Annotated in this window: 23 protein-coding genes; 1 reads left to right on the plus strand and 22 read right to left on the minus strand. The window is 54.1% G+C overall.

All coding sequences use genetic code 11. From position 1 onward, the window contains the following. Positions 1-130: 130 nt before the first annotated feature. From E1N14_RS15205 to rpsB, 22 genes are all read right to left on the minus strand, one after another. A complete protein-coding gene (locus E1N14_RS15205) occupies positions 131-850 on the minus strand; it encodes a response regulator (protein WP_045283565.1) in 720 nt (239 codons plus the stop codon). Continuing rightward, on the minus strand, positions 834-3491 hold the full coding sequence (locus tag E1N14_RS15210) for an ATP-binding protein (protein WP_025010994.1): 2658 nt from the start codon (positions 3489-3491) through the stop codon (positions 834-836). Before E1N14_RS15210 ends, E1N14_RS15205 begins: the two co-directional genes overlap by 17 nt. A 4-nt stretch (positions 3492-3495) precedes the next feature. Then, positions 3496-4053: a potassium-transporting ATPase subunit KdpC gene (gene kdpC, locus E1N14_RS15215; RefSeq protein ID WP_025010993.1), complete on the minus strand. Its 558-nt coding sequence runs from the start codon at positions 4051-4053 to the stop codon at positions 3496-3498. Positions 4054-4065: 12 nt separating this feature from the next. Then, a complete protein-coding gene (gene kdpB / locus E1N14_RS15220; protein WP_082813133.1) occupies positions 4066-6171 on the minus strand; it encodes a potassium-transporting ATPase subunit KdpB in 2106 nt (701 codons plus the stop codon). 19 nt (positions 6172-6190) lie between these two features. Then, entirely contained in the window at positions 6191-7876 is a 1686-nt protein-coding gene (kdpA, locus tag E1N14_RS15225; protein ID WP_152134817.1) for a potassium-transporting ATPase subunit KdpA, read from the minus strand. Positions 7877-7878: 2 nt separating this feature from the next. Further along, on the minus strand, positions 7879-7968 hold the full coding sequence (gene kdpF, locus E1N14_RS15230; protein WP_071238225.1) for a K(+)-transporting ATPase subunit F: 90 nt from the start codon (positions 7966-7968) through the stop codon (positions 7879-7881). A gap of 288 nt (positions 7969-8256) precedes the next feature. Further along, positions 8257-9969 (minus strand): GSCFA domain-containing protein, encoded by a 1713-nt coding sequence (locus tag E1N14_RS15235; RefSeq protein ID WP_025010991.1) that lies wholly within the window; start codon positions 9967-9969, stop codon positions 8257-8259. 338 nt (positions 9970-10307) lie between these two features. Then, positions 10308-10928, minus strand: a complete 621-nt coding sequence (gene rnhB / locus E1N14_RS15240; protein ID WP_025010990.1) for a ribonuclease HII — start codon at positions 10926-10928, stop codon at positions 10308-10310. Then, a complete protein-coding gene (lpxB, locus tag E1N14_RS15245; protein ID WP_025010989.1) occupies positions 10925-12085 on the minus strand; it encodes a lipid-A-disaccharide synthase in 1161 nt (386 codons plus the stop codon). Before lpxB ends, rnhB begins: the two co-directional genes overlap by 4 nt. Positions 12086-12099: 14 nt before the next feature. Then, on the minus strand, positions 12100-12870 hold the full coding sequence (gene lpxA, locus E1N14_RS15250) for an acyl-ACP--UDP-N-acetylglucosamine O-acyltransferase (protein ID WP_025010988.1): 771 nt from the start codon (positions 12868-12870) through the stop codon (positions 12100-12102). Further along, positions 12867-13328 (minus strand): 3-hydroxyacyl-ACP dehydratase FabZ, encoded by a 462-nt coding sequence (fabZ, locus tag E1N14_RS15255; RefSeq protein WP_025010987.1) that lies wholly within the window; start codon positions 13326-13328, stop codon positions 12867-12869. Before fabZ ends, lpxA begins: the two co-directional genes overlap by 4 nt. Before the next feature lie 37 nt (positions 13329-13365). Continuing rightward, on the minus strand, positions 13366-14391 hold the full coding sequence (lpxD, locus tag E1N14_RS15260) for a UDP-3-O-(3-hydroxymyristoyl)glucosamine N-acyltransferase (RefSeq protein ID WP_025010986.1): 1026 nt from the start codon (positions 14389-14391) through the stop codon (positions 13366-13368). Positions 14392-14395: 4 nt separating this feature from the next. After that, positions 14396-14893, minus strand: coding sequence for an OmpH/Skp family outer membrane protein (locus tag E1N14_RS15265; RefSeq protein ID WP_037437190.1), 498 nt, complete (start codon positions 14891-14893; stop codon positions 14396-14398). A 58-nt stretch (positions 14894-14951) separates the two neighbouring features. Next, positions 14952-17435 carry an outer membrane protein assembly factor BamA gene (gene bamA / locus E1N14_RS15270; RefSeq protein ID WP_025887252.1) on the minus strand — a complete coding sequence of 828 codons (2484 nt, stop codon included), beginning with the start codon at positions 17433-17435 and terminating at the stop codon, positions 14952-14954. 31 nt (positions 17436-17466) lie between these two features. Next, positions 17467-18849: a sigma E protease regulator RseP gene (gene rseP, locus E1N14_RS15275; protein ID WP_025010984.1), complete on the minus strand. Its 1383-nt coding sequence runs from the start codon at positions 18847-18849 to the stop codon at positions 17467-17469. Between the two features lie 15 nt (positions 18850-18864). After that, positions 18865-20055, minus strand: coding sequence for a 1-deoxy-D-xylulose-5-phosphate reductoisomerase (gene ispC / locus E1N14_RS15280; RefSeq protein ID WP_025010983.1), 1191 nt, complete (start codon positions 20053-20055; stop codon positions 18865-18867). Between the two features lie 4 nt (positions 20056-20059). Next, positions 20060-20917, minus strand: a complete 858-nt coding sequence (locus E1N14_RS15285; protein ID WP_025010982.1) for a phosphatidate cytidylyltransferase — start codon at positions 20915-20917, stop codon at positions 20060-20062. Positions 20918-20937: 20 nt separating this feature from the next. Continuing rightward, the gene (gene uppS / locus E1N14_RS15290; RefSeq protein WP_028779852.1) at positions 20938-21765 is read right to left on the minus strand and encodes a polyprenyl diphosphate synthase; all 828 of its coding nucleotides are present in this window, start codon (positions 21763-21765) and stop codon (positions 20938-20940) included. Positions 21766-21849: 84 nt separating this feature from the next. Then, entirely contained in the window at positions 21850-22407 is a 558-nt protein-coding gene (gene frr, locus E1N14_RS15295; protein ID WP_025010981.1) for a ribosome recycling factor, read from the minus strand. Between the two features lie 28 nt (positions 22408-22435). Next, positions 22436-23167, minus strand: coding sequence for a UMP kinase (pyrH, locus tag E1N14_RS15300; RefSeq protein ID WP_025010980.1), 732 nt, complete (start codon positions 23165-23167; stop codon positions 22436-22438). A 69-nt stretch (positions 23168-23236) separates the two neighbouring features. Continuing rightward, positions 23237-24088, minus strand: coding sequence for a translation elongation factor Ts (gene tsf / locus E1N14_RS15305; protein WP_044734899.1), 852 nt, complete (start codon positions 24086-24088; stop codon positions 23237-23239). 132 nt (positions 24089-24220) lie between these two features. Beyond that, positions 24221-24949, minus strand: coding sequence for a 30S ribosomal protein S2 (gene rpsB / locus E1N14_RS15310; protein ID WP_025010979.1), 729 nt, complete (start codon positions 24947-24949; stop codon positions 24221-24223). Positions 24950-25366: 417 nt separating this feature from the next. On the opposite strand from rpsB, the gene map reads away from it, so the two are divergent. Next, positions 25367-26170: a type I methionyl aminopeptidase gene (gene map, locus E1N14_RS15315; protein ID WP_028779850.1), complete on the plus strand. Its 804-nt coding sequence runs from the start codon at positions 25367-25369 to the stop codon at positions 26168-26170. The last annotated feature ends 16 nt before the right edge of the window (positions 26171-26186 follow it).

Raw genomic sequence — 26186 nt, forward strand, 5'->3', positions numbered from 1 at the left:
AACACGCCGGAAGAGGTTCACCAAAGTTAAAACCGGCCGCCTTGCCGGCAAAATCACGCCAAAGGCGTTATCTGGCGGCTTTTGCGACAAAATCAAAAACTAAGGCCTGAAGCCGAGCCGGGCCTCTCCATTATTTACCGCTGACGAGGCGATAACCTATGCCGATTTCCGTGAGCAGGTATTTGGGGTTGGCGGGCTCAGCTTCTATCTTATTGCGCAGATGCTTCATATAGGTGCGCACATAGTGGCCATGCTCGACAAATGTCGGCCCCCAGACCTGTTTCAGCAGGCTCTGTTGAGTCAACACCTTGCCCGGCTGCTCCAGCAAGGCGTTCAGGAGCTTTAATTCCGTCTTGGTCAGATGCACGGGCTCGCCGTTACGGCTCAGCTGCTGACGGCGGCGGTCGAACAAGACCTCTCCCAGCTGCACCTGAGCTTCAGGCTCATGGCTGTGGCGCAAGTGTCGCCTCAACGCCACCCGCACCCGGGCCAGCAACTCCTCTATGCCGAAGGGCTTGCACAGGTAATCGTCGGCGCCGCTGTTAAGCGCCTGCACCTTGTCGGCTTCATCGCTGCGGGCCGACAGCACTATCACAGGGGCATCACTCCAGCTGCGAAAACGGGGAATAAAGCTCTGGCCATCGCCATCGGGCAAACCGAGATCCAGGATCACAGTATCCGGCTGCCGGGTCGAGGCCTCCATCAAGCCCTGATTGAGCGAGTGAGCGGTGAACACCTCAAGCCCCAACTGCTGCAAGGCCTTACTGACAAACTGACAGATCTCCTGGGCATCATCTATCACCAATACCCTTCTATGATGAAACGGCTGCGGATCAATCAATGCTGGCATAACTGGATTCCTGCTCGGGTAAATACTCTTCTTCACCACAAATCTCGGGCGGTGAAACATAGGGCAAGCTGAAGGTGAACACGGCGCCGCCCTGCTCGCGGTTATGGGCCCAGATACGGCCGCCATGGGCCGAGACTATCGCCTGACAGATGGCCAAGCCGAGCCCCAGCCCGGGAATGCCACACTCCTTGTTGCCGCGCTCAAACTTGGTAAACAGCCAACTGGCATCCTCTGTGGGAAGCCCGGGCCCGTTGTCGGCCACTTCGATATAAAACTGCTCGGCATCCAACTGGGCACTGATGTTTATCTGTACCTCCGGCGGACCATATTTAAATGCATTTTCCAAAAGATTCAACAGCACCCGCTGAATGAGATTGCCATCGCAATAGATAAGCGGCAGCTCGGCAGGGATATTCAACCGAATCTGGGTTCTGGGTTCCAGTTGCCTTAGCGTCACCCCGAGGATCTCCTCCAGATCCTGCCAGTCAAGCTGCAAAATAAAATGGCACGACTCGAGGCGGATCATCTCCATTACATTGTTGGTCAACCGAATGGTTTCACCTATCCGCTGCGCCAGTTGGCGCGCCTGCTGACACTGTTCGGGGAAAGGCGCCAGACTGGTCACCAGGCTGTCGCTCTGGTTGCGGATAAGCGTCAGCGGAGTGCGCAAGTCATGGGACAGGGAAGATAGCATAGTGCTGCGCATCTTTTCGGTTTCCACATTCAACTGCGCCTGCTTGGAGGCCTTGGCCAGCTCGAGCCGCTCAAGCGCCTGCGCCAACAGGCAAACAAAGGCATTGAGCAGCCTTTGCTGCTCAGGTGCCAGCCAACCGCTGAGACTCACAGGCTCGAGCACCACCATGGCCAGCACCCGCTGCTCTATCGCTACCGGCTGATAGTAGCAACCGGCATTGGGCAGGGTATCTGTTCCGGCGCCGGCTGCGCAGTTGTTGGCTATGCTCCACTTGGCAATGGCCGAATCATAACGGGTAAAACCCTTGGTCAACAGCAAGGTCCCCTGCTCTTCGGCCTTCAATACCGCCACCGCCGCGGCGAAGCTCTTGCCGATATGCTGCTGGGCGATGGCAGCCATCTCCCGCTCGGTTTGCGCCGAGCCCAGTTGCTGCGACATCTCAAACAGCTGATAGGTGCGCAGCTCCCGCTGCCGGGCCATTTGCGCCTGAATACGCGTGGTATGCATGAGTTGGGTGATGGCGATACTGACTATGGCCATGGCGAAGAAGGTCATCAGATATTGGGCATCGGCAACCGAGAAGGAGAACCTGGGCTCGACAAAGAAGAGGTCAAAGCAGGCCACATTGACCAAAGTTGCCAACAAGGCACTCATTCTGTCGAGCCTGAGCGACAACAATACAGTGCCCAAGAGGTAGATCATCACTATGTTGGTGGCATGAAACCAGGTCGCCAGCCAATAGCCAAGCAAGGTACAAAAGGCCGACATACCAAGGGCCAGGGCTATATTCGCCGGGCGCAGCCTGGGCCAGGCTCTGGGATTGGCGGCCTTGGGCTGCTTAGTGGCTTGATCAAGGTTGAGGCTGATAATCTCCTCGTCTGCGGCGCGCTTCCTCAAACGCTGGCCCAGCTCCCGGCGCCATGGCAGGTGCCGCTTGCCGCTGTGGTGGCCGATAAGGACCCGCTCCAACCTGTGTTCGCCGGCAAATTCCAGCAAGCCGTGGCAGATATCATGATCCACCAGAGTCGCGGTCTCGGCCCCCAGGCTCTCGGCCAGCTTGAGGTTATCCTGCAGCTGTTGCCGCTTGCTATCATCCCACTGCTGTGCCTCGGGCGTTTCCACATGCAGGGCATACCAGCGGCAATTGAGACGCTTGGCCAGACGCATGGCGTGGCGAATAAGCTTCTCCTGCTGCTCACCATGGGTCAGCCCAAGCAGCAGGCCGCCCCGGAGGCCGGGCTCATTGTCCTGACGCCTGCGCTGCTCCAGCCGCTCGGCGGTGGCGTTGAGGGCCAACTCCCTGAGCGCTGTGAGATTCTGACGGTTGAAGAAGTTTTCTATCGCCCTTTCCACCTGGGATGAGAGATAGATTTTACCCTCACGCATTCGCTGCATCAGATCATCGGGTGGCAGGTCCACCAGCACCACTTCGTCGGCCTCATAAAACACTGAGTCCGGCAGGGTTTCCGACACCTTGATACCGGTAATGCCACCCACCAGATCGTTGAGGCTTTCCAGATGCTGCACATTGACTGTGGTAAACACATCTATACCGGCATCCAGCAACTCTTTGACATCCTGCCAACGTTTGCGGTGACGGCATCCCGGGGCATTGCTGTGGGCCAGCTCATCGACCAATACCAGCGCCGGATGCCGGGCAAGCACGGCATCGATATCAAACTCCTGATAACGCCTGTGCATTATGCTCAGCGCTTTGGGCGGCAGCAGCTCCAGGCCTTCGAGCAGGGCCGCCGTCTCATCTCTGCCGTGGGTTTCCACCAATCCGGCCAGTACATCCAGCCCCTGCAGTCTTAGCCTGCGAGCCTCGCTGAGCATGGCATAGGTTTTGCCCACCCCGGCAAAGGCGCCGAAGAAGATTTTGAGCCGCCCCCGGGAGGACGGCTGTTGCTGTAGCAGCAAATCGGCATTGGGCCTGATTTCTGACAAGTGATTACTCCATTTTGCTCAATGCCAGGTTCAGCAATGATACATTGACCGTGGGCTGGCCGATAAAGGGCAAGGACGGCTGCCGAATATGGCTGTCAATCAGTGCCTTTAACCGCGCCTCTGATACCCCTCTCGCCTCGGCGACTCGCCCCAGCTGCCAGTAGGCGGCCTCGGGTGAGATATGGGGGTCCAGACCACTGCCGGAGGCAGTGACCAGCAGCCCAGGCACAGACGAATTTCCAGGGTTGTGGGCATTCAAGGCCGCGGCTCGCTGCTGCCACAAGGATTGCAACTCACGGCTGTGGGGCGACAGGTTACTGCCGCCGGAAGCCAGGGCGTCATAAGCCGAGGCCGAAGCGCGGCCATGGAAAAAACCGTCCGTCTTGTACTCCTGCCCGATAAGCTCTGAGCCCAGTAAGACACCATCTCGCTCTATTATGCTGCCTCCCGCCTGGTGCGGGAACAGTGCCGTGGCGCCAACAGTTACCAGCAGCGGATAGACCAACCCGGTCACGACAAAGATAACGCCGAATACCCACAAGCCCATTTTCAAGGTTTTCATAACATACTCCAATCAGATCCAGCCAGTGGCGGCAAGCAATGCGTCTATGACTTTAATGGCAACAAAGGGCAACAGTAGGCCGCCAACCCCATAAAACAACAGGTTGCGTTTGAGCACTGCAGCGGCCGCCATGGCGCGATAACGCACGCCCGTGAGCGCCAGCGGCAACAGTGCCACCAGGATCAGCGCATTGAAGATCACCGCCGAAATGACCGCCGACTCGGGCGAGTGCAGTCGCATCAGATTGAGGCTCTCGAGCGCCGGAAAGGTGGTGCTGAAGGCCGCGGGAATGATGGCAAAATACTTGGCCAGATCGTTGGCTATGCTGAAGCTGGTGAGCGAGCCACGGGTCATCAACATCTGTTTGCCGATATGCACCACTTCGATAAGCTTGGTGGGGTTGGAGTCGAGATCCACCATATTGCCGGCCTCCTTGGCCGCCTGGGTGCCCGAGTTCATTGCCAATGCCACATCCGACTGTGCCAGCGCAGGTGCGTCATTGGTGCCATCGCCTGTCATGGCCACCAGGCGCCCCTCATTCTGGTATTGCCGAATCAGCGCCAGTTTGGCTTCGGGCGTGGCCTCGGCCAGATACTCATCCACCCCGGCCTCGGCGGCAATGGCCGCGGCGGTGAGCGGGTTATCGCCGGTGATCATCACGGTTTTGATGCCCATCTTGCGCAGCTGGATAAAGCGCTCCTTGATACCGCCTTTGACTATGTCCTTGAGCGCTATCACCCCGAGAAGTTTGTTGCCTTCGGCCACCACCAGAGGAGTGGAGCCCTGCTTGGCCACCTTGTCCACCAAGGCTCCCAGTTCTTTGGGAACCTCGCCGCCGTTGGCCTTCACATATTGACTGATGGCATCGAAAGAGCCTTTGCGTATCTGCCTCGTCCCCAGATTGATACCGCTCATGCGGGTTTGGGCAGTAAAGGGAATAAAACTGGCGTCGAGTTCGGCAAGACTGCGCTCCCGGATGGCAAACTTCTGTTTCGCCAGCACCACTATGCTGCGCCCCTCCGGGGTTTCATCGGCAAGAGAGGCCAGCTGCGCCGCATTGGCCAACGCCTCTTCAGCTATACCGGCCACAGGCAGAAAATCACTCGCCTGGCGATTGCCCAGGGTGATGGTGCCTGTCTTGTCCAGCAAGAGCACATCCACATCACCTGCGGCTTCCACCGCCCTTCCCGAAGTGGCTATCACATTGACGCCTATCATGCGGCTCATGCCGGCAATACCCACGGTAGACAGCAGCCCGCCTATGGTGGTGGGGATGAGGCAGATGAGCAGCGCCAGCAGCACTGTCATCGAGATAGACTCGCCGCCGCTGCCCGCGGCCCCATAAGCGGAAAACGGCGCCAGAGTCACAGTGACCAACAGGAAAATCAGCGTCAGGGTGATCAGCAAAATATTCAGCGCCACCTCATTGGGGGTCTTGCGCCGCTTGGCGCCGTCCACCATGGCAATCATGCGATCGAGAAAGGTATTGCCGCTCTCCTGGGCGCAGCGCACCACCAGCCAGTCTGACAACAGCCGGGTTCCACCCACCACAGAGCTGAAGTCGCCGCCGGACTCGCGGATAACGGGGGCCGACTCACCGGTAATGGCGCTCTCATCCACAGAGGCAACCCCTTGAATAATCTCCCCATCGCAGGGAATGATCTCACCGGCTTCCACCCGCACGATATCACCGCACTTCAAAGTATCGGCGAGCACTTTTTCAAGCCCCTTGTCTGTCTGCTTGTTGGCCCAGCTGCTGCGTCGAAGCCCCCGCAGACTGTCGGCCTGCGCCTTGCTGCGTCCCTCGGCCAGCGCCTCGGCAAAGTTGGCAAACAGCAAGGTCAGCCACAGCCAGATGGCGATAATACCGCTGAACCAGGGATTTCCGGCGCGCCAACCCAAGCCTATGGCCACCGCCTCCAGCGACAGAAGAATACTGGCGACATAGACCACAAACATGATGGGGTTCTTCAGCTGCACTCTGGGGTCCAGCTTGGTCAGCGCGCTTAGCAGCGTTTGCCTCAGCATGGCGGCATCTATCTGCAGCACAGGATGACGCTTGTTGCAGCCTGTCTCTCTTGGATGATCAGGCGTTATATCAAAACTGAAGGTTTTCATTGTCTGTTTCTCCCTGAATTCATTGAGCTGTCGGCAGTGCTTGCGGCAACGGGAATGTCAGCTGCTCGGCCACAGGCCCGAGAGTCAATGCCGGAATAAAGGTCAAGGCGCCAAAGAGCAAAAGGGTTCCCAGCAACATGCTGGCAAACAGCCAGCCATGGGTGGGCAAGGTGCCTGGGCCTGCCTCTTGGGCGGGTTTGGCAGCCATACTGCCGGCTATCATCAGCACAGGTAGGATCACGCCAAAGCGCCCAAGTAGCATGGCCGCCGCCAGCAGAAGGTTGTAAAAAGGCGTATTGGCGTTGAAGCCGCCAAAGGCGCTGCCGTTGTTGTTGGCCGCCGATGACAGGGCGTATAGCAGCTCGCTGAAGCCATGAGGGCCGGTTTCCTGCAGCGACTCGGGAGAGAGCACCAAGCCAAGCGCCGCGCCGGACAGCACTATCACAGGCGAACAGAGCAGTGCCAGACAGACGAGTTTCATCTCCCGGGTTTCAATCTTCTTGCCCAGATACTCGGGGCTGCGGCCTATCATCAGTCCGGCAATAAACACTGTCAGGAATACAAACAACAAGATGCCGTAAAAACCGCTGCCAACGCCGCCGAAGATCACCTCACCAAGTTGCATCAACCACATGGGCATCATGCCGCCAAGCGCGGTAAAGGAGTCGTGCATGGCATTCACCGCGCCGCAGGAAGCTGCCGTGGTGACAGTGGCAAACAGGCTGCTTGCTCCGATGCCAAAGCGGGTCTCCTTGCCTTCCATATTGCCAGGGAAGTGAATGTCGGCCATCTGCTGCAGTTGCAGCTCAGAGTGATTTATCCATAGAAAGGCCGCCACAAACACCAATGCCATACACCCCAAAATACTCGCCCCCTGGCGCCAATCCCCGGCGCAGAGACCAAAGGCGATAACCAGGCTGCAGGGCAACAGGAAAATACTCAGCATCTGCAGCAGATTGCTCAGCGCCGTGGGATTTTCAAAGGGGTGCGCCGAATTGGCGCCAAAGAAACCGCCGCCATTGGTACCCAGCATCTTAATCGCTTCCTGGGATGCTACCGGCCCCATGGGCAACAGCTGTTGTTGCCCTTCCAACCCGGTCACCGGCAGATAAGCGGCAAGATTCTGAATGGCGCCCTGCTGCACCAACAACAGGGCGATCAACAAAGCCAGAGGCAACAGCAGATAGAGGTTCACCCTCAGCAAATCCAACCAGGCGTTGCCGAGTATAGTCTGCCCCTTGGTTGTCAAGGCTCTGATAATGGCAAAGGCCACCACCATACCCGTGGCGGCCGAGCAAAAGTTCTGCACCGTCAACCCCGCCGTCTGGCTGAAATAACTGAGACTGGTTTCGCCCGAATAGGCCTGCCAATTGGTGTTGGTCACAAAGCTGATTGAGGTGTTGAACGCCAGTTGCCAATCCATCCCCGGCAGGTTTTGCGGGTTAAGCGGCAGGTGTTGCTGCAACAGCAGGATAAGCATCAGGCACAAGGCGCCAAGGGCGTTGAAACACAAGAGCGCCGCCGCATATTGGCGCCAGTTCATCTCCTCAAATACCGCGGTCATACCGGACCATAGCGCCGCCTCGCGTTTGAAAGGCTTTTGATGCCGGATTAATAGCGCCAACGGCTTTGCCAACAATAGGGATGCCGCCAACAAGAGCCCCAGAAAAATCGCCGGCAAGCCTAAGGATTCCATAGTCAACATAGTCAGAAATCCTCTGGATGCATCAGGGCAAAAAACAGATAGCCAAATAGTCCCAAGGCCAGCAGTAAAGCGGCCCACTCCATAACAGCCATAATGAATATCTCCTGAAAAAGACTTTAATTTCAGGGTCAAAGCTTATGAAAACCGGTATAAAAACGGGGTGTAAATATCCGTAGGGTTTGTATAAAAGCTGTATAAATGGGCGGGATTGGCATTGCACTACTGCCAAGATAAACGGCGTATACACTGCATAAAGGCAGCAAGCCATGACATGGCTGGTCAAGCTACAGGGACAATGTATTGCGAAGCCGCGGTTAAATCAGCAGCGAGACAAACCATGGATTGCGGGCGCCATCAATGACAGCGCCCGGGTTAAGAAGTTACAGAAGGGCGTTAATTTGTCGCGCCAGCCAATCGTAGTAAGGCGCTCCACCATGGAACCAATCATGTTGGCCACCGGCATAAACCAGCTCTGAAGCATAGGCCAAAGGATCGGTTATGGTTTCGTTGAAATGACGGGCGGCGTGCAGGAACTCAACCCCCATCTGATCCCAGACATATTCCATGGCATCCATATAAGCCAGCACAAATGGTGCCATTGACTTGGACTCTTCAAAATACTCAACGAACGGGGTATCTGAGATCACCACAACTCTGTGCCCCTGCTCTTTGAGCCTGAACACTATGGTCATCTGCTCCTGCATCTGTTCATTGAAGAAGTCGACATAGTCGCTGAGTTCAATATCCTTGAGTTTTTCGGCTCTGGAATTCCGCATCCATTCAATAAACATGGAAACTGTCTGGTGCGTCTGTAGCCCTATATTTGTCAAGACAACAGAGTCTGCGAGTTTCTCCGATTTTACCAAAGCATCCAGGTTGGCCAGGATCGGCTGCCAGAGCTTTCTCGAATCGGCACTCTCCAGCGGTACCATGATGTCACTCTCCGGACTCAGTACAAATTTATGCTGGGCAAATCCCGAACCATTCATCACCATGCCACCGCAGAAAGCTTGCCCCAGATGTTCAAACGCCTTGGCCAATTTCCCCATATGGCTGTCGCCAATCAGTGTCAGGGTATCGGTCGTGACCTTGGCACCTGTGGCGGTTCTTTGCAAAGCATCCAGCAACTCTTCGTCACAATCGGCTTCAAGGTGATTGGCAACCAGGTTTTCCTCGCAGGCCAACGCCTTGGACCAGTGACGCATCACATAGCCGACTCCCTCTTTGGAAACAGTGCGCCTGTTGTCCAGAAACCGGAAATCCGCAGGCAAGGAGGTAGTGATCAACTCATAGGAGGGAAAGTAACTGGCATCAGCGACATCCTTGCAGAAGCTGCCGGCAACGGCCCGTAAAACAGACTTGGAATGACCATTGGCCACCAACACATGTTCTTCAGTGGCCGTGGCTGTGAGGGGCACAGGAGACACAGTTAATATCAATTTCAGCTTTGGATTGATGCACTTGAGTTGCTGCAACAGCCGGTCGAGATCGATATAGACCTCTTCGTAATCAAAGACCTTGAGCCGGTAACAATCAGGGTCAAACTCGCCCAGTTTGACTCCAGGACAGGAGGGATAACAAACCCCATTGGGATCGATCCAGGTTTCAATCAGCCCCAGAGTGAAAATAAAGCTGCTACTTGCGGCAATATGGCGTTTGGTTTCGGCCACGACCTTGCGACGATATTCGAGCAATGCCTCCCGGGAGGAGTAGCCTTCCTTGCTTGTCGGCAGCAGTAAGTCGTAATAGCGTTGATTTTCTTCTTCAAAATAGATGCTGTACTGAGCCAGTTCCTGTTCCCCCTTGATAAACCATTGCAACAAGGCACGGGCGTTATACAGGTTACCGAAGGCAAAACTGGATGTCACATCTGGATTTAGCTCACTGCGCAGATAAGAGTAGTTATGCTGTTCCAGCCAATTCCCTATGTGCTGGGCAAAACAGGAACCTGCCGAAGAGAGTTGTTGTTTGGTATCAATGGGGAGCCTGGGGATGAGCTCACGAAAAAGCTCAGTCTCGGGCCGAATATCCGCCACCGCTGAACGCCAAAAACGCTCCTTATGAACGGGATCATAAGGTAAAGAATGCTCCATGCCACTGCCTCCAATGCAAAATATTCCTCTACCGCCACCACGGTACAGCTGTGGTTACCCGATCCAGTGCGCGGTGTAGATTAATTGCGACAGGCAACCAAAAAGAGACATTATTTAACACTTTCATAAACTTGACGTCTACATCAGCAGATCACATATTGCAGATGTGGGGCAGAAATTTACCAATTAAAAGGAGCAAGCCAAGCACGGTTTTGGGAAACAAAGCAGACGTTTTGGCAACAACGCAGGTATAGCCGTTGTGATTACGCCATGTCAGAGCCACAAAAAAGGGCAGTCGCTGCTGCCCTTTTGGTTGCATCTTTAGGTTTCAGAACGGCTTATGAATGCTGCTCCAACCATTCGCGTACCGGCCGGAAGCTGCGTCTGTGCTCAGGCAAGACACCGTGTTGACTCAAGGCTTCGAAATGCGCCTTGGTGGGGTAGCCCTTATGGGCAGCAAAACCATACTCAGGGTGGCGACTGTCAAGCTCGGCCATCTCCCGGTCGCGGGTGACCTTGGCTATGATAGAGGCGGCGCTGATGACAGGGATCAAGCCATCGCCCTTAACCACTGCGGCCGAAGGCAGACCAAAATCCGGGGTCCGATTACCATCTACCAAGACTTTCTCGGGACGCACGTTCAAGCCCGCCACGGCGCGCTGCATCGCCAACATGGTGGCATGCAGTATGTTTAGCTCATCGATTTCCGCCGGGCTGGCTCGACCGACTGAGACCGCCAGCGCCTTGGCCAGGATCTCTTCATAGAGGGCATCGCGTTTCTTTTCGCTGAGCTTCTTGGAATCATTAAGGCCGCTAATTGGATTGGCGGGATCCAGGATCACCGCCGCGGTGACCACATCGCCGACCAAGGGGCCACGCCCCACTTCATCTACCCCAGCGACCAGCCCCTGGCACAAAAGCTGCGCTTCGGCTTCCGAGAGTTGCTTATAGACTGTCATCTTTCCTCGGCTTTTTTATCGAGCAAGGCCACAACCGCCTGGGCCGCCTTTTCACTGGCGTTGCAGGCCAGCAGGCTGTGCAGCTTAGTAAACTCGGCCAGCAACGGCCGGTTATCTTTATCCAGCAATTTACCCACCTCTTCGGCTATCCGCTCGGCAGTGCAATCGTCTTGGATAAGCTCCGGCACCAACTCCCTTCCGGCCAACAAATTGGGCAAAGAGAAGTGGTTTATCTGCATCATCCGCTTGGCAATACGGTAAGTGATAGGGCTGACCCGATAGCCAACCACCATGGGGCGCTTGACCAACATGGCTTCCAGCGTGGCGGTGCCCGATGCCAACAAGATGGTATCGCTGGCAGCCATCACTTCCCGAGAGCGCCCTTCCGTCATATGAATTTCCAGATCCGGCGCATAGGTTTCCAGTGCGGCAAGAAACTGCTCGCGGCGTTTTTCATTCACCAAGGGGGTAATAAACTTGAGATCCGGATAGCGCTGTTTCAGCAGCCTGGCCGCCTCCACAAAGGGTTGGGCCAACATCTTCAGCTCACCACCACGGGAACCCGGCAGGATAGCCAGATATTCGGCTTCGACTTTCAAGCCGAGTGCTTCTCTGGCAAGACGCTTGTCATTCTCCATCGGGATCTCATCGGCCAGAGTGTGACCGACGAAGGTGCAAGGCACCTGATGCTTGTCGTAGAAGGCTTTTTCAAACGGCAGCAGTGACAGCACCATGTTGGTAGCGCGGGCGATTTTGAAGATCCGCTTAGGGCGCCAGGCCCAGACCGACGGACTGACATAATGCACCGTCTTGATCCCGCGCGCCTTGAGCTTGAGCTCCAGGCCGATATTGAAGTCCGGGGCATCTATACCGATAAAGCAATCCGGCTGCAGCGCGGTTATCTGTTTGACCAGACTCGAGCGTATCTTCAGCAATCTGGGCAGGCGGGAGAGCACCTCGGCAATTCCCATCACAGCCAACTCTTCCATGGCAAACAGCGACTCGAATCCGAGAGCTTCCATGCGGGGGCCACCGATACCGATAAAACGGGCGTCCGGATAGCGCTGTTGCAATGCTTTCATCAGGCCGGCACCTAAAATATCGCCGGAGATTTCTCCGGCGACCATTGCAAAGACTAACTTTCTATTTTGTGTCATTCGTTCTCACTGTGTCAGCGAATAATTCCTCGATTCGAGGAGGTCACAAAATCAACAAATGCTTGTACCTGCGGCTCTTTTGCGGCGTCTTCAGCCATGGCGGCAACGGCCTCTTCCAGAGTCAGGCTGCTGCGATACAGGGTCTTGTAGGCCCGGCGCAGCGCTTGCTGGGTCTCTTTGGCAAAACCACGGCGCTTCATGCCTTCCATATTCAGACCACGGGGAATGGCCGCCTGGCCAGAGGCCATCACGAAAGGAGGCACGTCCTGCAGCACCAAAGAGCAACCTGCGGTAAAGGCATGGGCACCTATGTGCACAAACTGGTGCACCCCTGTCATACCGCCGAGAATAGCCCAGTCACCCACATGGCAATGACCGGCAATAGAGGCGTTGTTGGCCATGATCACATTGTCGCCCACCACGCAGTCGTGGGCGATATGTACATAGGCCATAAACAGGTTATTGGAGCCGATACGGGTCTCGCTGTTGTCCTGAACCGTACCGCGGTGAATGGTGACAGATTCACGGATGATATTGTTATCACCCATGATAAGCCGGGTAGGTTCACCGGCATATTTCTTGTCCTGGCAATCTTCACCAACGGAGGCAAACTGGAAAATCCGGTTGCCCTTGCCAATGATGCTGGGTCCCTTGATAACCACGTGGGAACTGATCCAGCAGTCATCGCCGATCTCCACATCCGCCCCTATGTAGCTCCAGGGGCCGATAGTGACATTTTTACCTATCTTGGCTTCGGGGTGAACGAAAGCTAATTTATCTATCACTTGCTAATCTCTCTGCGGGCACACATGATTTCGGCTGAACACACCAGCTCACCATCCACTTTGGCCTCGCCGTAGAAAACGCCAATCCCGCGGCGTTCCTTGATCATCTTCACTTCAAAGTGCAGCTGATCACCTGGCTCAACAACCCGCTTGAAACGAGCATTGTCGATACCGGCAAAATAATACAGCACGTCCGGAGACGGCTTGTCGCTCATGGTCTTGAACGCCAACAAGCCGGTGGCCTGCGCCATGGCTTCCAGAATGAGCACGCCAGGCATAACTGGCTGAACAGGGAAATGCCCCTGGAAGAAAGGCTCATTGATGGTGACGTTCTTGATCGCATGCAGAGTTTCACCCGGAGTAAAATCCAGTACTCTATCGATCAACAAAAATGGATATCTATGTGGCAGGTAAGCCAAAATCTCTTTGATATCCATTGTATTTAATTGATTAGACACGAACTCGTTTCCTCATGCCGCTTAACGCACAGCGGTATTAATCTTGGGGTTTAACGGTTTTTTCCAGGGTTTTGACCCGCTGGAACAGCTCGTCCAACTGACGGAAGCGAACCGTATTTTTACGCCACAGCCTGTTGGGCATGGCCACAGTGGCCGAGGAGTATACCCCAGGTTCACGAACATCGTTAGTAATGTTGGTGCTGCCAGTGACGTGCACCCCATCCGTAATGCTCAGATGACCGGAAATCGCGCAGTTGCCACCAATAATACAATGTTTACCTATAGTCACGCTGCCTGCCAGTACTGTGCAGCCGGCAATCGCAGTGTTGGCACCTATGATATCGTTGTGAGCTACCTGCACCTGGTTGTCGATTATCACGCCATCATGGATTTCAGTATGATCGATGGCGCCGCGATCTATAGTAGTACCGGCGCCAATCTCCACTCTGTCACCTATGCGCACGCCGCCGGTCTGAGGGATTTTGATCCACTGACCGCGTTCGTTGGCATAACCGAAACCATCGGAGCCGATAACGGCCCCAGAGTGAACGATACAGTTTTGCCCCAAATGTACATCGTGATAGACGGTGACATTGGCCCACAGGCGGCTGCCCGAGCCTATGATAACGTCCTGACCAACCACTGTACCGGCACCTATCTGGACATTTTCGCCCAAAATACTGTTGGCCCCGATGACCGCATTGGCCCCCACCGCAACGCCCTCACCCAGCTTGGCACTGGGATGAATTTGCGCCGAGGGATGGATATCCTCTGCTGCAACCGGCGTGCTGTCCAGCAATTGCGCAACTCTGGCAAAGCCGACATAAGGGTCATTGAGCACCAAGGCGTTACCGGCAAAACCGTCCAACTCTTTAGGCGAGATCAATACCGCACCAGCCTGAGTCTGCTCCAGCTGGCTACGGTATTTGGTGTTGGCCAGAAAGGTGATCTGATCCGGCCGCGCCTTTTCAAGTGTCGCCACAGAGGAGACAGTCACACTGTCATCCCCACGAACTTCGGCCCCTAACAGCTGGCCAAGCTCTTTCAACGAAAAAGACTTCATCGATTTACTTGCCTTTGCTCAAGGCTTCAACCACTTTGGAGCTGATGTCGGCAGCTGGCTTAACATAAACCACGGCGCCACGTTGCAGTACCATGTCGTACTTCTCTTTTTCAGCTATGGTGTTGATAGCCTTCTGCACTTTTACCAGCAGTTTGTTTTGCTCTTCACCCTGACGACGACGCAGATCTTCATCCAGCGCCTTACCTTTGAGCTGATAGTCAGCCTTCAGGGATTCCATTTTACGAACCAGTTCGGTCTTTTGCGTTTCGCTCATCAGCGCGGCATCACGCTGCTGCTTTTCCAGCAAACCACGGAGGTCTTCCTGCAGCTTCTGTACTTCAGCCATACGATCGCCGAATTCAGTCTTGAGTGCGTTGCTGATCTGCTCGCGTTGTGGCAGTTGTTCAAACACAGCGCCCATATCGACAACCGCCAGTTTCTCCGCTTGTGCGGCCAGGGGAGCACCCGTCAACATCAGCGTCATCAGTGCGCCGTTTACCATTTTTTTCAAAATCAGACTCCTTGTTTTTCTTCAGCAATGCTTGCCGAGTTTATGTAATTTAGAAAGTTTTGCCAATATTGAACGAGAAGATCTCGGTCTCGTCATCGTCGTATTCCTTAACAGGCCAGGCCAGGCTGAACACCATGGGGCCCATGGGTGACAGCCATTGCAGGCTAAGACCCCAGGAAGCACGGATACGGCTCGGATCACTGTAATCGGCCAACTTGGAAAACTCATCTGCCGGCAAGAAACGATAGGAGTCATAATCAAACTCCGTATCCCAGACGTTACCCGCATCGATAAAGAAGCTGGTACGTACTGAGTTGCTATAGGCCTCATCCAGGAAAGGAGTCGGCACAATCAGCTCCATACTGGCCGTGGCGATGGCGTTACCACCGATAGAGCGGCCTGAGCTGATGTAAACTTGGTTTGGATCGCCCGGCAGGCTACAGCCTTCACCATCCGGATTGGGTGAACAAGGCTCGCTGCCGCGATACAGATAGAAAGCCCTTGGGCCCACAGAGTTGGACTTGAAGCCACGCAGTGAACTGGAACCACCTGAGTAGTAGTTTTCCCAGAATGGCAGGATTTGGTCGTTTTCATTGAAACCACCGTAACCGTTGCCATACCCCAAGCGGGCACGGGTCAAGAGCACAAACTTGTGGCTGCGGGTCAGCGGCCAGTAGAAGCTGGTGTCAAAGTCGGTCTTGAAGTACTGCAGATCAGAACCGGGAACCGTGATCTTACCGCTCAAACGCTGGGATGAACCATCGGTTGGGAAGGTTCCGCGGTTAAGGGTACTGCGATACCAGCCGAGGCTGAGCTCGAAGTTGTCGAAGCTCAAGTCAGAGTTGGGGTCATCACTGTCACGGTAAATGTTATAGAAACGGATCGCCTGCTCATAACTGGAAATCTCAGAAATGGTGTTATGACGATAGCCTATGCCGCCGTTGATCCTGTTGTACTCGTTAATGGGGAAACCGCTGTTGAGTGCAATCCCATAGGAGCTGTTCTTATAACGCTCGAGGTTGGCCTCGTTGGCGTCGAACTCGTTCCAGTAGATGCTGCCACCCAGGCTGACCCCATCCTTGGTGAAATAAGGATCGGTATAAGACAGGTTGACGTTCTTGGAGTACTTGTTGGTGTTCAGGTTAATCCCGGCCTGGTTACCCGTACCGAGGAAGTTGGACTGCTGAACCCCGAACTGCAGACTCAGTCCTGACTCGGTACCATAACCTACACCAGCGTTAAAGGAGCCTGATGGCTGCTCTTTCACCTTGAAGGCCACATCCACCAGGTCGTCTGTGCCCGGCACCTGCACGGTTTCGGTGTCGACAGTTTCAAAGTAGCCCAAACGGTTGAGGCGTGCCTTGGATTGCTCGACCAAGGCCGAGTTTAACCAGGCCCCTTCCATCTGTCTCAGCTCACGGCGCATCACTTCATCTTTGGTCACTGTATTACCGGTGAAGTTGATGGAGCGTACATAAACACGCTTGCCGGGCTTGACGTTAACATTCAGGGTGACTTCCTTGGTTTCATCATCGATCTCAGGGAAAGTCTTCACCTCTGGATAGGCATAACCGAAACGGCCCAGATACTTGCTGTACATCTCTTCGGTAAAGGTAACATCGGCGCCGTTGTATTGCTCACCGGCCTTGATAGGCAAGATACCCTTGAGCAGCTCTTCACGGCCCATGAGTTCACCGGTCAGGTTGACTTCCTTAACCTTGTACTGGTCGCCTTCATCGACGTTAATGGTGATGTAGAGACCCTTACGGTCCGGCGTCATCGCCACCTGAGTCGAGGTCACCTTGAAACGGATATAACCATTGTTGTGGTAGTGGGTCTTGATGGTTTCGAGGTCGGCCTGCAGCTTTTGCTTCTGATAACGGCGCTCGCCGAACAGATCCCACCAGGCCACATAGTCTTTGAGCTCCAGCATACCGATAAGGTCGGCATCACTGAAACGCTCGTTACCCACTATGTTGATCTGACGGATTTCTGCCGCCAGACCTTCGGTAAACTTGAACTTGAGTTCTACCCGGTTACGAGGCAGGTTAATTACCTGAGCCTCGACCTTGGCGCCGTATTTACCCACGCCGTAGTAGAAGTCCTGCAGGCCCTTCTCAATACCCGAGAGCATAGTGCGGTCGAGGGCTTCGCCCACCTTCACACCACTGCCGTCCAGGCTTTCCTGCAGCTGTTCATCTTTGATGTCCTTGTTACCTTCGAAGGTAACAGCGCTGATGGTCGGTCTTTCACGTACCGACACTATCAGCACCCCGCCATCGCGGGACACCTGAACATTTTCAAAGTTACTGGAGGCATACAGGCTCTTTATCGCCTGTTGCAACTTGAGTTGATCGACTGTGTCGCCCACTTTTACAGGCAAACTCAGCAAGGCCGCACCGAGTGCCACTCGTTGCAAACCTTCAACTTGGATGTCGGTCACTTCAAAAGGCTGGAAAGACTCTGCCCAACCATTCCCTGAAAACGACGCGCCGACTAATAACATCGAGGCAAAAAGTTTATTCAATCGCATAGCGCACTTCTAATTATTTGTCTGTCCTTGCTCAGAGTCGGGCAAAATCATTGAAAAGGGCAATGCTCATCAACATCAGCAGCAACGCCGCCCCAAATCTGAATCCAATTTCCTGTACCCGTTCGGATACAGGCTTACCTGTTATTACTTCCACCAAGTAATACATCAAGTGTCCCCCGTCCAGCACTGGCAACGGCAAAAGGTTAATAATGCCGAGGTTTACGCTTATCAGGGCGAGGAACCCGAGAAAATAAACCAACCCTATGTTGGCGCTGTTACCGGCCCCCTGCGCGATGGAGATGGGGCCGCTTAAATTTTTAACCGAAACATCACCGGTAAACAACTTGGCGATCATCTTAAAGCTGACTACCACAAGTTGCCATGTTTTATCTGCCGCCACCGAGATAGACTCAAGCGGGCCATACTGCAGATCCAGCAGCATGTTGTCCGGCCACTTGGGGGCTTTGGGCGCCAGGCCGATGACACCTTCCATTTCCCCATTGGCACCCTTGCGGCTGTCCGGGATAAGAGTGAAGGTCTGTTGCTCACCGCCGCGTTTAACCGTCAGTTGCAGCGGCTTTCCGGCAGATACTTTAATTTGTCCGACAAAGGTTTGCCAGTCGCTGTATGCCTCACCATTGACGGCCACCAGAATATCCCCGGCCTTGACCCCGGCCTTAGCGGCCGCACCGCCCTCGGTAACCGTCTCCACTTCAGGGATCACATCCGGACGGAAGATATCCAGCCCCAGGGTGCTGAAGGGGGATTCTTTTTCCGGATCGAAACGCCAGTTGCGAATATCCAACTGATAGGTGCGTCCGGAAGGCTCAAGCCCATCATCTGGCTGAGATGCCTGGCTGAGAGGCCTCAGGGTCAAGCTCATGCTGTCATCGCCGATATGACCGACCAGCGCCAGATTCACCTCTTCCCAGTTGCGTACCTTTTGCCCGGAAACCGCCACTATCTGCTGTGGGCCATCTATCTGCATCACGGCCGCAGGCGAGCCGAGTCTGACATCGCTGATCACCGGCTTGAGTGAAGGCACGCCGATGAGATACATAATATAGAGCGCGAAAATGGCAAAGATAAAGTTGGCTATCGGCCCGGCTGCGACTATCGCGATACGCGCCCAGACACTCTTGCGATTAAAGGCCTGATCTTTAAGCTCTTCGGGCACATCCTCGACCCGCTCGTCGAGCATTTTGACATAGCCCCCAAGCGGGATCATGGCTATCACGTATTCGGTGCCATCTTTACCGAGGCGACGCCAAATCGCCTTGCCAAAGCCAATGGAGAAACGCTCTACCTTGACACCACAGCGCCTGGCTACCCAAAAGTGGCCATATTCATGGGCAGTGATCAGTATCCCCAAGGCGACGATAAAAGCGCCCAGGTTCCATAAAAAATCAAACATCAGACCTTATTTTCCTCACTTGCATCCGGCGATAGCTTCCTCGGCATACTGACGGCTTTGGCCGTCCAATGCCAGAATATCCGCTATGGAATTTAAAGGCGATTGCGGCACACGCGCCAAACAAGCTTCATTGACCCGGGCGATATCGGTAAAGCCGATTTCCCCTTTAAGGAAGCTGGCGACGGCCATTTCATTGGCTGCATTAAGCACTGTAGTGGCTTCCTGGCCCGAAGCGCAGGCAGTCATTGCCAGCTCCAGACAGGGATAGCGGGCAAAATCCGGCTCACAGAAGCTCAATTGTCCGACTTTGAAAAAGTCCAAAGGTTCAACCCCGGAGACAATTCTCTCTGGATAGGCCATACAATGGGCTATCGGGGTGCGCATATCCGGATTACCCAACTGCGCCAGCACGCTGCCATCCTGATACTGCACCATGGAGTGAATCACACTCTGGGGGTGGATAACCACCTTGAGCTGCTCGGCACTGGCATTGAAGAGCCAGCGCGCCTCTACATACTCAAGCCCTTTATTCATCATGGTCGCCGAATCGACAGAAATTTTAGGCCCCATGGACCAGTTGGGATGCTTGATAGCCTGGGCCGGCGTCACACTCGCCAGACTGGCAAGATCGGCGCTCAAAAATGGCCCGCCTGAGCCGGTGAGCAGAATCGATGAAATCCCTGCACCTTGAAGGTTGCAATAACCCAGCTGTTGCTGCACGGCTTCCGGCAGGCATTGGAAAATAGCGTTGTGCTCGCTGTCTACCGGCAGCAGAGTCGCGCCCGATTGGCGGGTGGCTTCCATAAATAAGCGCCCGGACATTACCAGCGCCTCTTTGTTGGCCAGCAGCACTCGCTTACCTGCCTTGACTGATGCCAGTGTTGGTATCATACCGGCGGCGCCAACTATGGCCGCCATCACGGTATCGACCCGGCTGTGAGTCACCAGCTCAAGTAGTTCGGACTCGCCGGTACTGACCCGGGTATCCGAGCCCGTACCCAAACGCTCGGCCAATGCCTTGGCCGCTTGAGGGCAAACCATATGGGCAATTTCAGGTCGGTGGATCGCACACAACTCGGCCATCTTGTCCACATTGGTATTGGCCACCAGCGCATAAACATGATATGCCGCCGGATTATGTTGGATCACACTGAGGGTACTGGCACCAATTGAGCCAGTCGCTCCTAAAATCACCATGTTTTGCATAGCACTACATCCAGAATGCAATATAGATAAGGGTAAAGACGGGCAAGGCTGCGGTCAGGCTGTCGATGCGATCCAGCACACCACCGTGGCCGGGCAATATGGTGCCCGAGTCTTTAATTTTAGCGGCGCGCTTGAACATGCTCTCGGACAGATCGCCAAGCGCCGAGGCAAGTGCGGTAAACAGGGTCACGGCAACCAGCAGTCCAAGCTCCTGTTCGGGAGAGAAATAGCAAACACCGGCCACTACCACCATGGTGGTCAGCAGGCCACCCAGCAAACCTTCCAGGGTCTTGGCCGGGCTGACATTGGGCATGAGTTTAATCCGTCCCAGCGCCTTACCGGCAAAGTAGGCCCCTGAATCAGCGGCCCATACCGTCAGCATCACCAAAAACACCAGGATACCGCCAAAATAAGGGTCAGCAGGACTGCTGAGCGCTTTGAGGGCTATCAGGGAAGCGAAACAAGGTAGCAAGGTCAACTGGCCGAACATGGACTTGAGCATAGGGCTGCCCTGCCAAAGTTTGGCGCTGCAGGGATAGGAGATCACCAGCACCAGAGAGAACAACCACCAACAGGCACCGATAAGAATGATGGCCAGCATAATGGGGTGTAACTGGCCCCTGGACCAGACGGCATCGGCCGGAACCAGAAGATTAATCGCCACCAGCACTATCGCCAGGGTAGCGGTAAAACTCCATTGAGTAACCTCACAGCGGCTGTCGATAATGCGGCCCCATTCTTTTGCCGCAATCAGAAATACCGCCACCAAGGCCCATGAAAAATAACTTGCCGGGAGCAAAAAGATAGCCCCCATAACCAGTGGGATTAACCAAATTGCTGTTATTATTCGTTGTTTTAGCAAAAAATGTCCCTCGTAAGATGTTATACGCTGCGTATTTCTTCTATCTGACTTCCGGTCAGACCAAAACGACGCTGGCGGCTGGCAAAAGTCGCCACTGCCTGGCGAAACGCCTGCTCATCAAAATCCGGCCAAAGGGTGTCGGTAAAGACCAACTCGGCATAAGCCGCCTGCCAGAGAATAAAATTACTGATGCGGTAATCCCCGCCCGTACGGATCATTAAATCAACTTCATGTTGATTTTGCATGCACAAATGTTCTGCCAAGGCCTCTTCGCTGAACTGACTGCTGGTCATTTCACCGGATTCTACTTTTTCGGCCAGTTTACGAGCAGCTTGCATTATGTCCCAGCGGCCACCGTAGTTGGCGGCAACATTGAGGATAAGCTCTGAATTGGCGGCGGTTTTCTCTTCGGCTGCGCGGATCTGCTTTTGCAGCCTCTCGGAGAAGCGGCTGGTATCACCTATGATGTTCAGCCGGACACCGTTTTGGTGCAGCAGTTTGATTTCCCGGCGCAGCACGGTAAAAAACAGTTCCATCAGCAGGCTGACTTCCTGATCCGGACGACGCCAGTTTTCACTGGAAAACGCAAACAGGGTCAGTGAACGTACCCCGAGTTGCCTGGCGGTACTCACGGCGCGGCGCACAGCCTTGACACCGGCCTTATGGCCTATGACTCTGGGTTTACCCTGGGCCTGAGCCCAACGGCCGTTACCATCCATAATGATAGCCACATGCTGCGGGATAGACTGCTTTACCAGCTCTGAAAGCTGCTCCGGTAAGCACTCAGAGGTCAGGCAGTCGCCGGTGCTGGTTGGAGTCGTAGGATCGGCTTCCATATTGGATGACATCTGAATAAACAACCCTTATAAATAGACAAACGCCGCGTAGTATACCCCTACACGGCGCATCAACTCTAGTTTAGCGAGTCAATATCAGACTTCCATCAATTCCGCTTCTTTTGCGGCCAACAGCTCGTCTATCTTCTTGATATGTGCGTCAGTTATCTTCTGCACTTCCTCTTCGCTACGGCGTACATCGTCCTCGGTACACTCTTTTTCCTTCTCCAGGTTCTTCACCGCAGAGTTGGCATCACGACGAACGTTACGCACAGCCACGCGGCCGTTTTCGGCTTCGGCGCGAACCACTTTAACCAGATCACGACGACGCTCTTCGGTCAGAGCCGGCAGAGGGATACGGATAGTGGCACCGGCAGACATAGGGTTCAGGCCCAGATCTGAGCTCATGATCGCCTTCTCTACGGCCTGGATCATGCTACGGTCGAATACGTTAACCGCCAGAGTGCGGCTGTCTTCAACAGAGATATTACCCACCTGCTTGAGCGGGGTCATGGTGCCGTAGTAAGACACCTGGATAGAGTCCAGCAATGCAGGGTGAGCACGGCCGGTACGCACTTTGGCCATTTGCGCCTTGGTGGCATCTACACACTTGTCCATACGAACCTGTGCATCTTCTTTAATCGCATCAATCACGTTAAATGTCCTTTTTGCAATCAGTCGGTTATTTCGTTTTGATCAGCGTGCCTTCGGCTTCTTCACCCATGATCACCCGGCGCAGTGCGCCTGGCTTATTCATATTGAAGACCAATATAGGCATGTCGTGGTCACGGGCCATGGTGAAGGCGGCCAGATCCATGACTTTCAATTCTTTATCCAGAACTTCAGTGTAACTCAGTTCATCGTATTTGACGGCTTCGGGGTTCTTCATCGGGTCATCCGAATATACGCCGTCAACTTTAGTGCCTTTTAGCACGACTTCTGCTTCAATTTCAATCCCTCTCAGGCAAGCAGCAGAGTCTGTAGTACAGAATGGGTTACCGGTACCGGCAGCAAAAATCACCACACGTCCGGACTTGAGCAGGCTGATAGCCTCGGCCCAGTTGTATCTATCGCACACACCATTGAGCGGAATAGCAGACATCAGACGGGCATTAACATAGGCACGGTGCAGCGCATCACGCATCGCCAGACCATTCATCACTGTCGCCAGCATACCCATGTGATCGCCCACCACGCGGTTCATACCAGCCTTGGCCAGTCCTTCACCACGGAACAGGTTTCCGCCACCGATGACCACGCCAACCTGAATGCCGAGCTCAACCAGTTCTTTAATCTCCTGGGCCATACGATCCAGTACCTTGGGATCGATACCGAAGCCTTCTTCGCCCATCAGGGCTTCGCCACTCAGTTTCAGCAGAATACGTCGAAATGCAGGTTTTGGGTTGGTGCTCATCTTTTTCTGTCCTGGTCATAACAAGACCGCAGCGGCTGCTGCGGTCTTGGGAGGGTTAAGAATTGGCGATTAAGCCTTCTTGGAAGCAGCGATTTGGGCAGCTACTTCAGAAGCGAAATCTTCTTCTTTCTTCTCGATACCTTCACCCACTTCCAGGCGGATGAAGTTAGTCACAGTGGCGCCTTTCTCTTTCAGAACTTCGCCAACAGTTTTCTTTGGCTCCATGATGAATGGCTGACCAGTCAGAGAAACCTCACCGGTGAACTTCTTCATGCGGCCGGCAACCATCTTCTCAGCGATTTCCTGAGGCTTGCCTTCGTTCATAGCGATTTCAACTTGAACGGAACGCTCTTTCTCAACCACTTCAGCTGGAACGTCTTCTGGGTTAACGTACTCAGGCTTAGAGGCAGCAACGTGCATTGCAATGTGCTTCAGCGTTTCTTCATCGGCTTCACCGGTAACAACTACACCGATGCGATCGCCGTGACGGTAGAAAGCCATCTTGTCACCGTCGATGTACTCAACGCGACGAACATTGATGTTTTCACCGATTTTGGCAACCAGGGCAACACGCGCTTCTTCGAACTGAGCTTTCAGATCTTCAACAGTCACTTTGGCAGCAGCGGCAGCTTCCAGAACTTCGTTGGCGAAAGCCAGGAAGTTGGAGTCTTTTGCTACGAAGTCAGTCTGGCAGTTAACTTCAACCAGAGCAGTGTAACCAGCACCGTTTTTGATCAGGATAGTACCTTCGGCAGCGATGTTACCGGCTTTCTTGGCCGCTTTAGCCGCGCCGCTCTTACGCATGTTATCGATTGCAGCTTCGATATCACCGTTAGTTTCGGTCAGGGCTTTTTTACAATCCATCATGCCTGCGCCAGTACGGTCGCGCAGTTCTTTAACCAGGGCAGCAGTAATTGCCATTGTTAAATCCTCAATTGATAATTCGACAAATTTAACCTGTTGATAATCAGGTATAAAACAGGGGCCATATGGCCCCTGTTAACCAATCATATCTCTTGGTTAATAAGGGTGATGTACTAGCATCGCACCTTATTATTCAGCTTCGATGAAACCGTCTTCTTCAGCTTGAACAGCCAGGTCCTGACCACGGCCAGCTTTGGCAGCAGCAGCTACAGACTCAGCATACAAACGGATTGCACGCATAGCGTCGTCGTTACCAGGAATGATGTAGTCAACGCCATCTGGAGCAGAGTTGGTATCTACTACGGCAACAACTGGGATACCCAGGTTGTTGGCTTCTTTGATAGCGATGTGTTCATGGTCGGCACCGATAACGAAAATGGCGTCTGGCAGACCGCCCATGTTCTTGATACCACCCAGAGACTTCTCAAGCTTTTCCAGCTCACGGGTACGCATCAGCGCTTCTTTCTTGGTCAGCTTGTCGAAAGTACCGTCAACAGACTGGGTTTCCAGATCTTTCAGGCGCTTGATTGACTGACGAACGGTTTTCCAGTTGGTCAGCATACCGCCGAGCCAGCGCTTGTCCACGTAGAACTGCTCGCAAGATACGGCAGCTTCTTTGATGGCTTCACTGGCAGCGCGCTTGGTGCCTACGAACAGGATTTTACCTTTCTTGGAAGCAATGTTGCTGATGAAAGCCAGAGCTTCATTGAACATTGGCACAGTGTGCTCGAGGTTGATGATGTGTACACCGTTGCGGGCGCCGAAGATGAAAGGCTTCATCTTAGGGTTCCAGTAACGGGTTTGGTGACCGAAGTGTACACCGGCCTGGAGCATATCGCGCATTGAAACTGTAGTCATTTTCTATACCTTAATTTAAGGGGTTAGACCTCCACGCATCCCATGTCTTCGACCCTTTGGCCAAGCCGCGGGCACCCCGAAGAATGTGTCGATACGTGTGTGATTTAGTATTTGAGTTAAATGCCATGTATAATGGCCGCCATCTTTACTCTGACCTGCCAACGAAATGGGATCCCCCACCGAAGGCAGCCCGACTTGAAGTCAATTCGAACTCGTAGAGTCGTCAGCTCAAAGTCACTTAGAGTCAAACATAACGGCGCGCTTTATACCATAAATCGCCGGCAAACACAAATTTTTTACCGCTCATATGTCGGCCTTAAACTCAGTTCAAAGCCGCGCCAGGAGCGTTATTTTACCGTTTCACAAACAAGTTGGATTGGCCTTGGCCAAGACACAGGTTATTAAGAGAAAACCCCCATGAGTATAGTCATCAAGACAGCAGACGAAATTGAGAAAATGCGTGCCGCCGGCAAGCTGGCCGCCAGTGTACTGGAAATGATAGCCCCGCACGTCAAGGCCGGGGTCAGCACCAACGAGCTCAACGATATCTGCGCCAAGTACACGGAAGAACAAGGCGCCATCTCTGCGCCGCTCAACTACCATGGTTTTCCCAAGTCCATCTGTACCTCTATCAATGAGGTGATCTGCCACGGTATTCCCAGCGATCGCGTGCTCAAGGACGGCGATATTCTCAATATCGACATCACTGTCATCAAGGATGGCTATCACGGCGACACTTCCAAAATGTTCCTGATTGGCGATGTCAGCCCAAAAGATCGCCGCCTGTGCCGTATCGCTCAGGAAAGCCTCTACGCCGCCATTCGTAAAGTTCGCCCCGGCATGCAGCTGGGTGAAATTGGCACCACGGTCGAGAAGTTTATCAAGGCCAGCAAGTCAGGCCTGGACAAATATTCGATAGTGCAGGATTACTGCGGTCACGGTATCGGCGCCGGTTTCCACGAAGAGCCACAGGTAGTGCACTACAAAAACAACGACAAGACCATACTGCGTCCAGGCATGTGCTTTACCATTGAGCCGATGATCAACGCCGGTCGCCACACTTCTGTACTGAACAAGGATGACGGCTGGACTGTCACCACCTCAGATGGTAAAAATTCAGCTCAGTGGGAACATACTCTGTTGATCACCCAGACCGGTGTAGAGGTTCTGACGCTGCGTGCCGAGGAAGATTTCCCGAGGATCATCAATCACGCCAAATAAGGCGTCACCCAAGGAA

This window comes from Shewanella algae, from assembly GCF_009183365.2.
Lineage (GTDB): Bacteria > Pseudomonadota > Gammaproteobacteria > Enterobacterales > Shewanellaceae > Shewanella > Shewanella algae.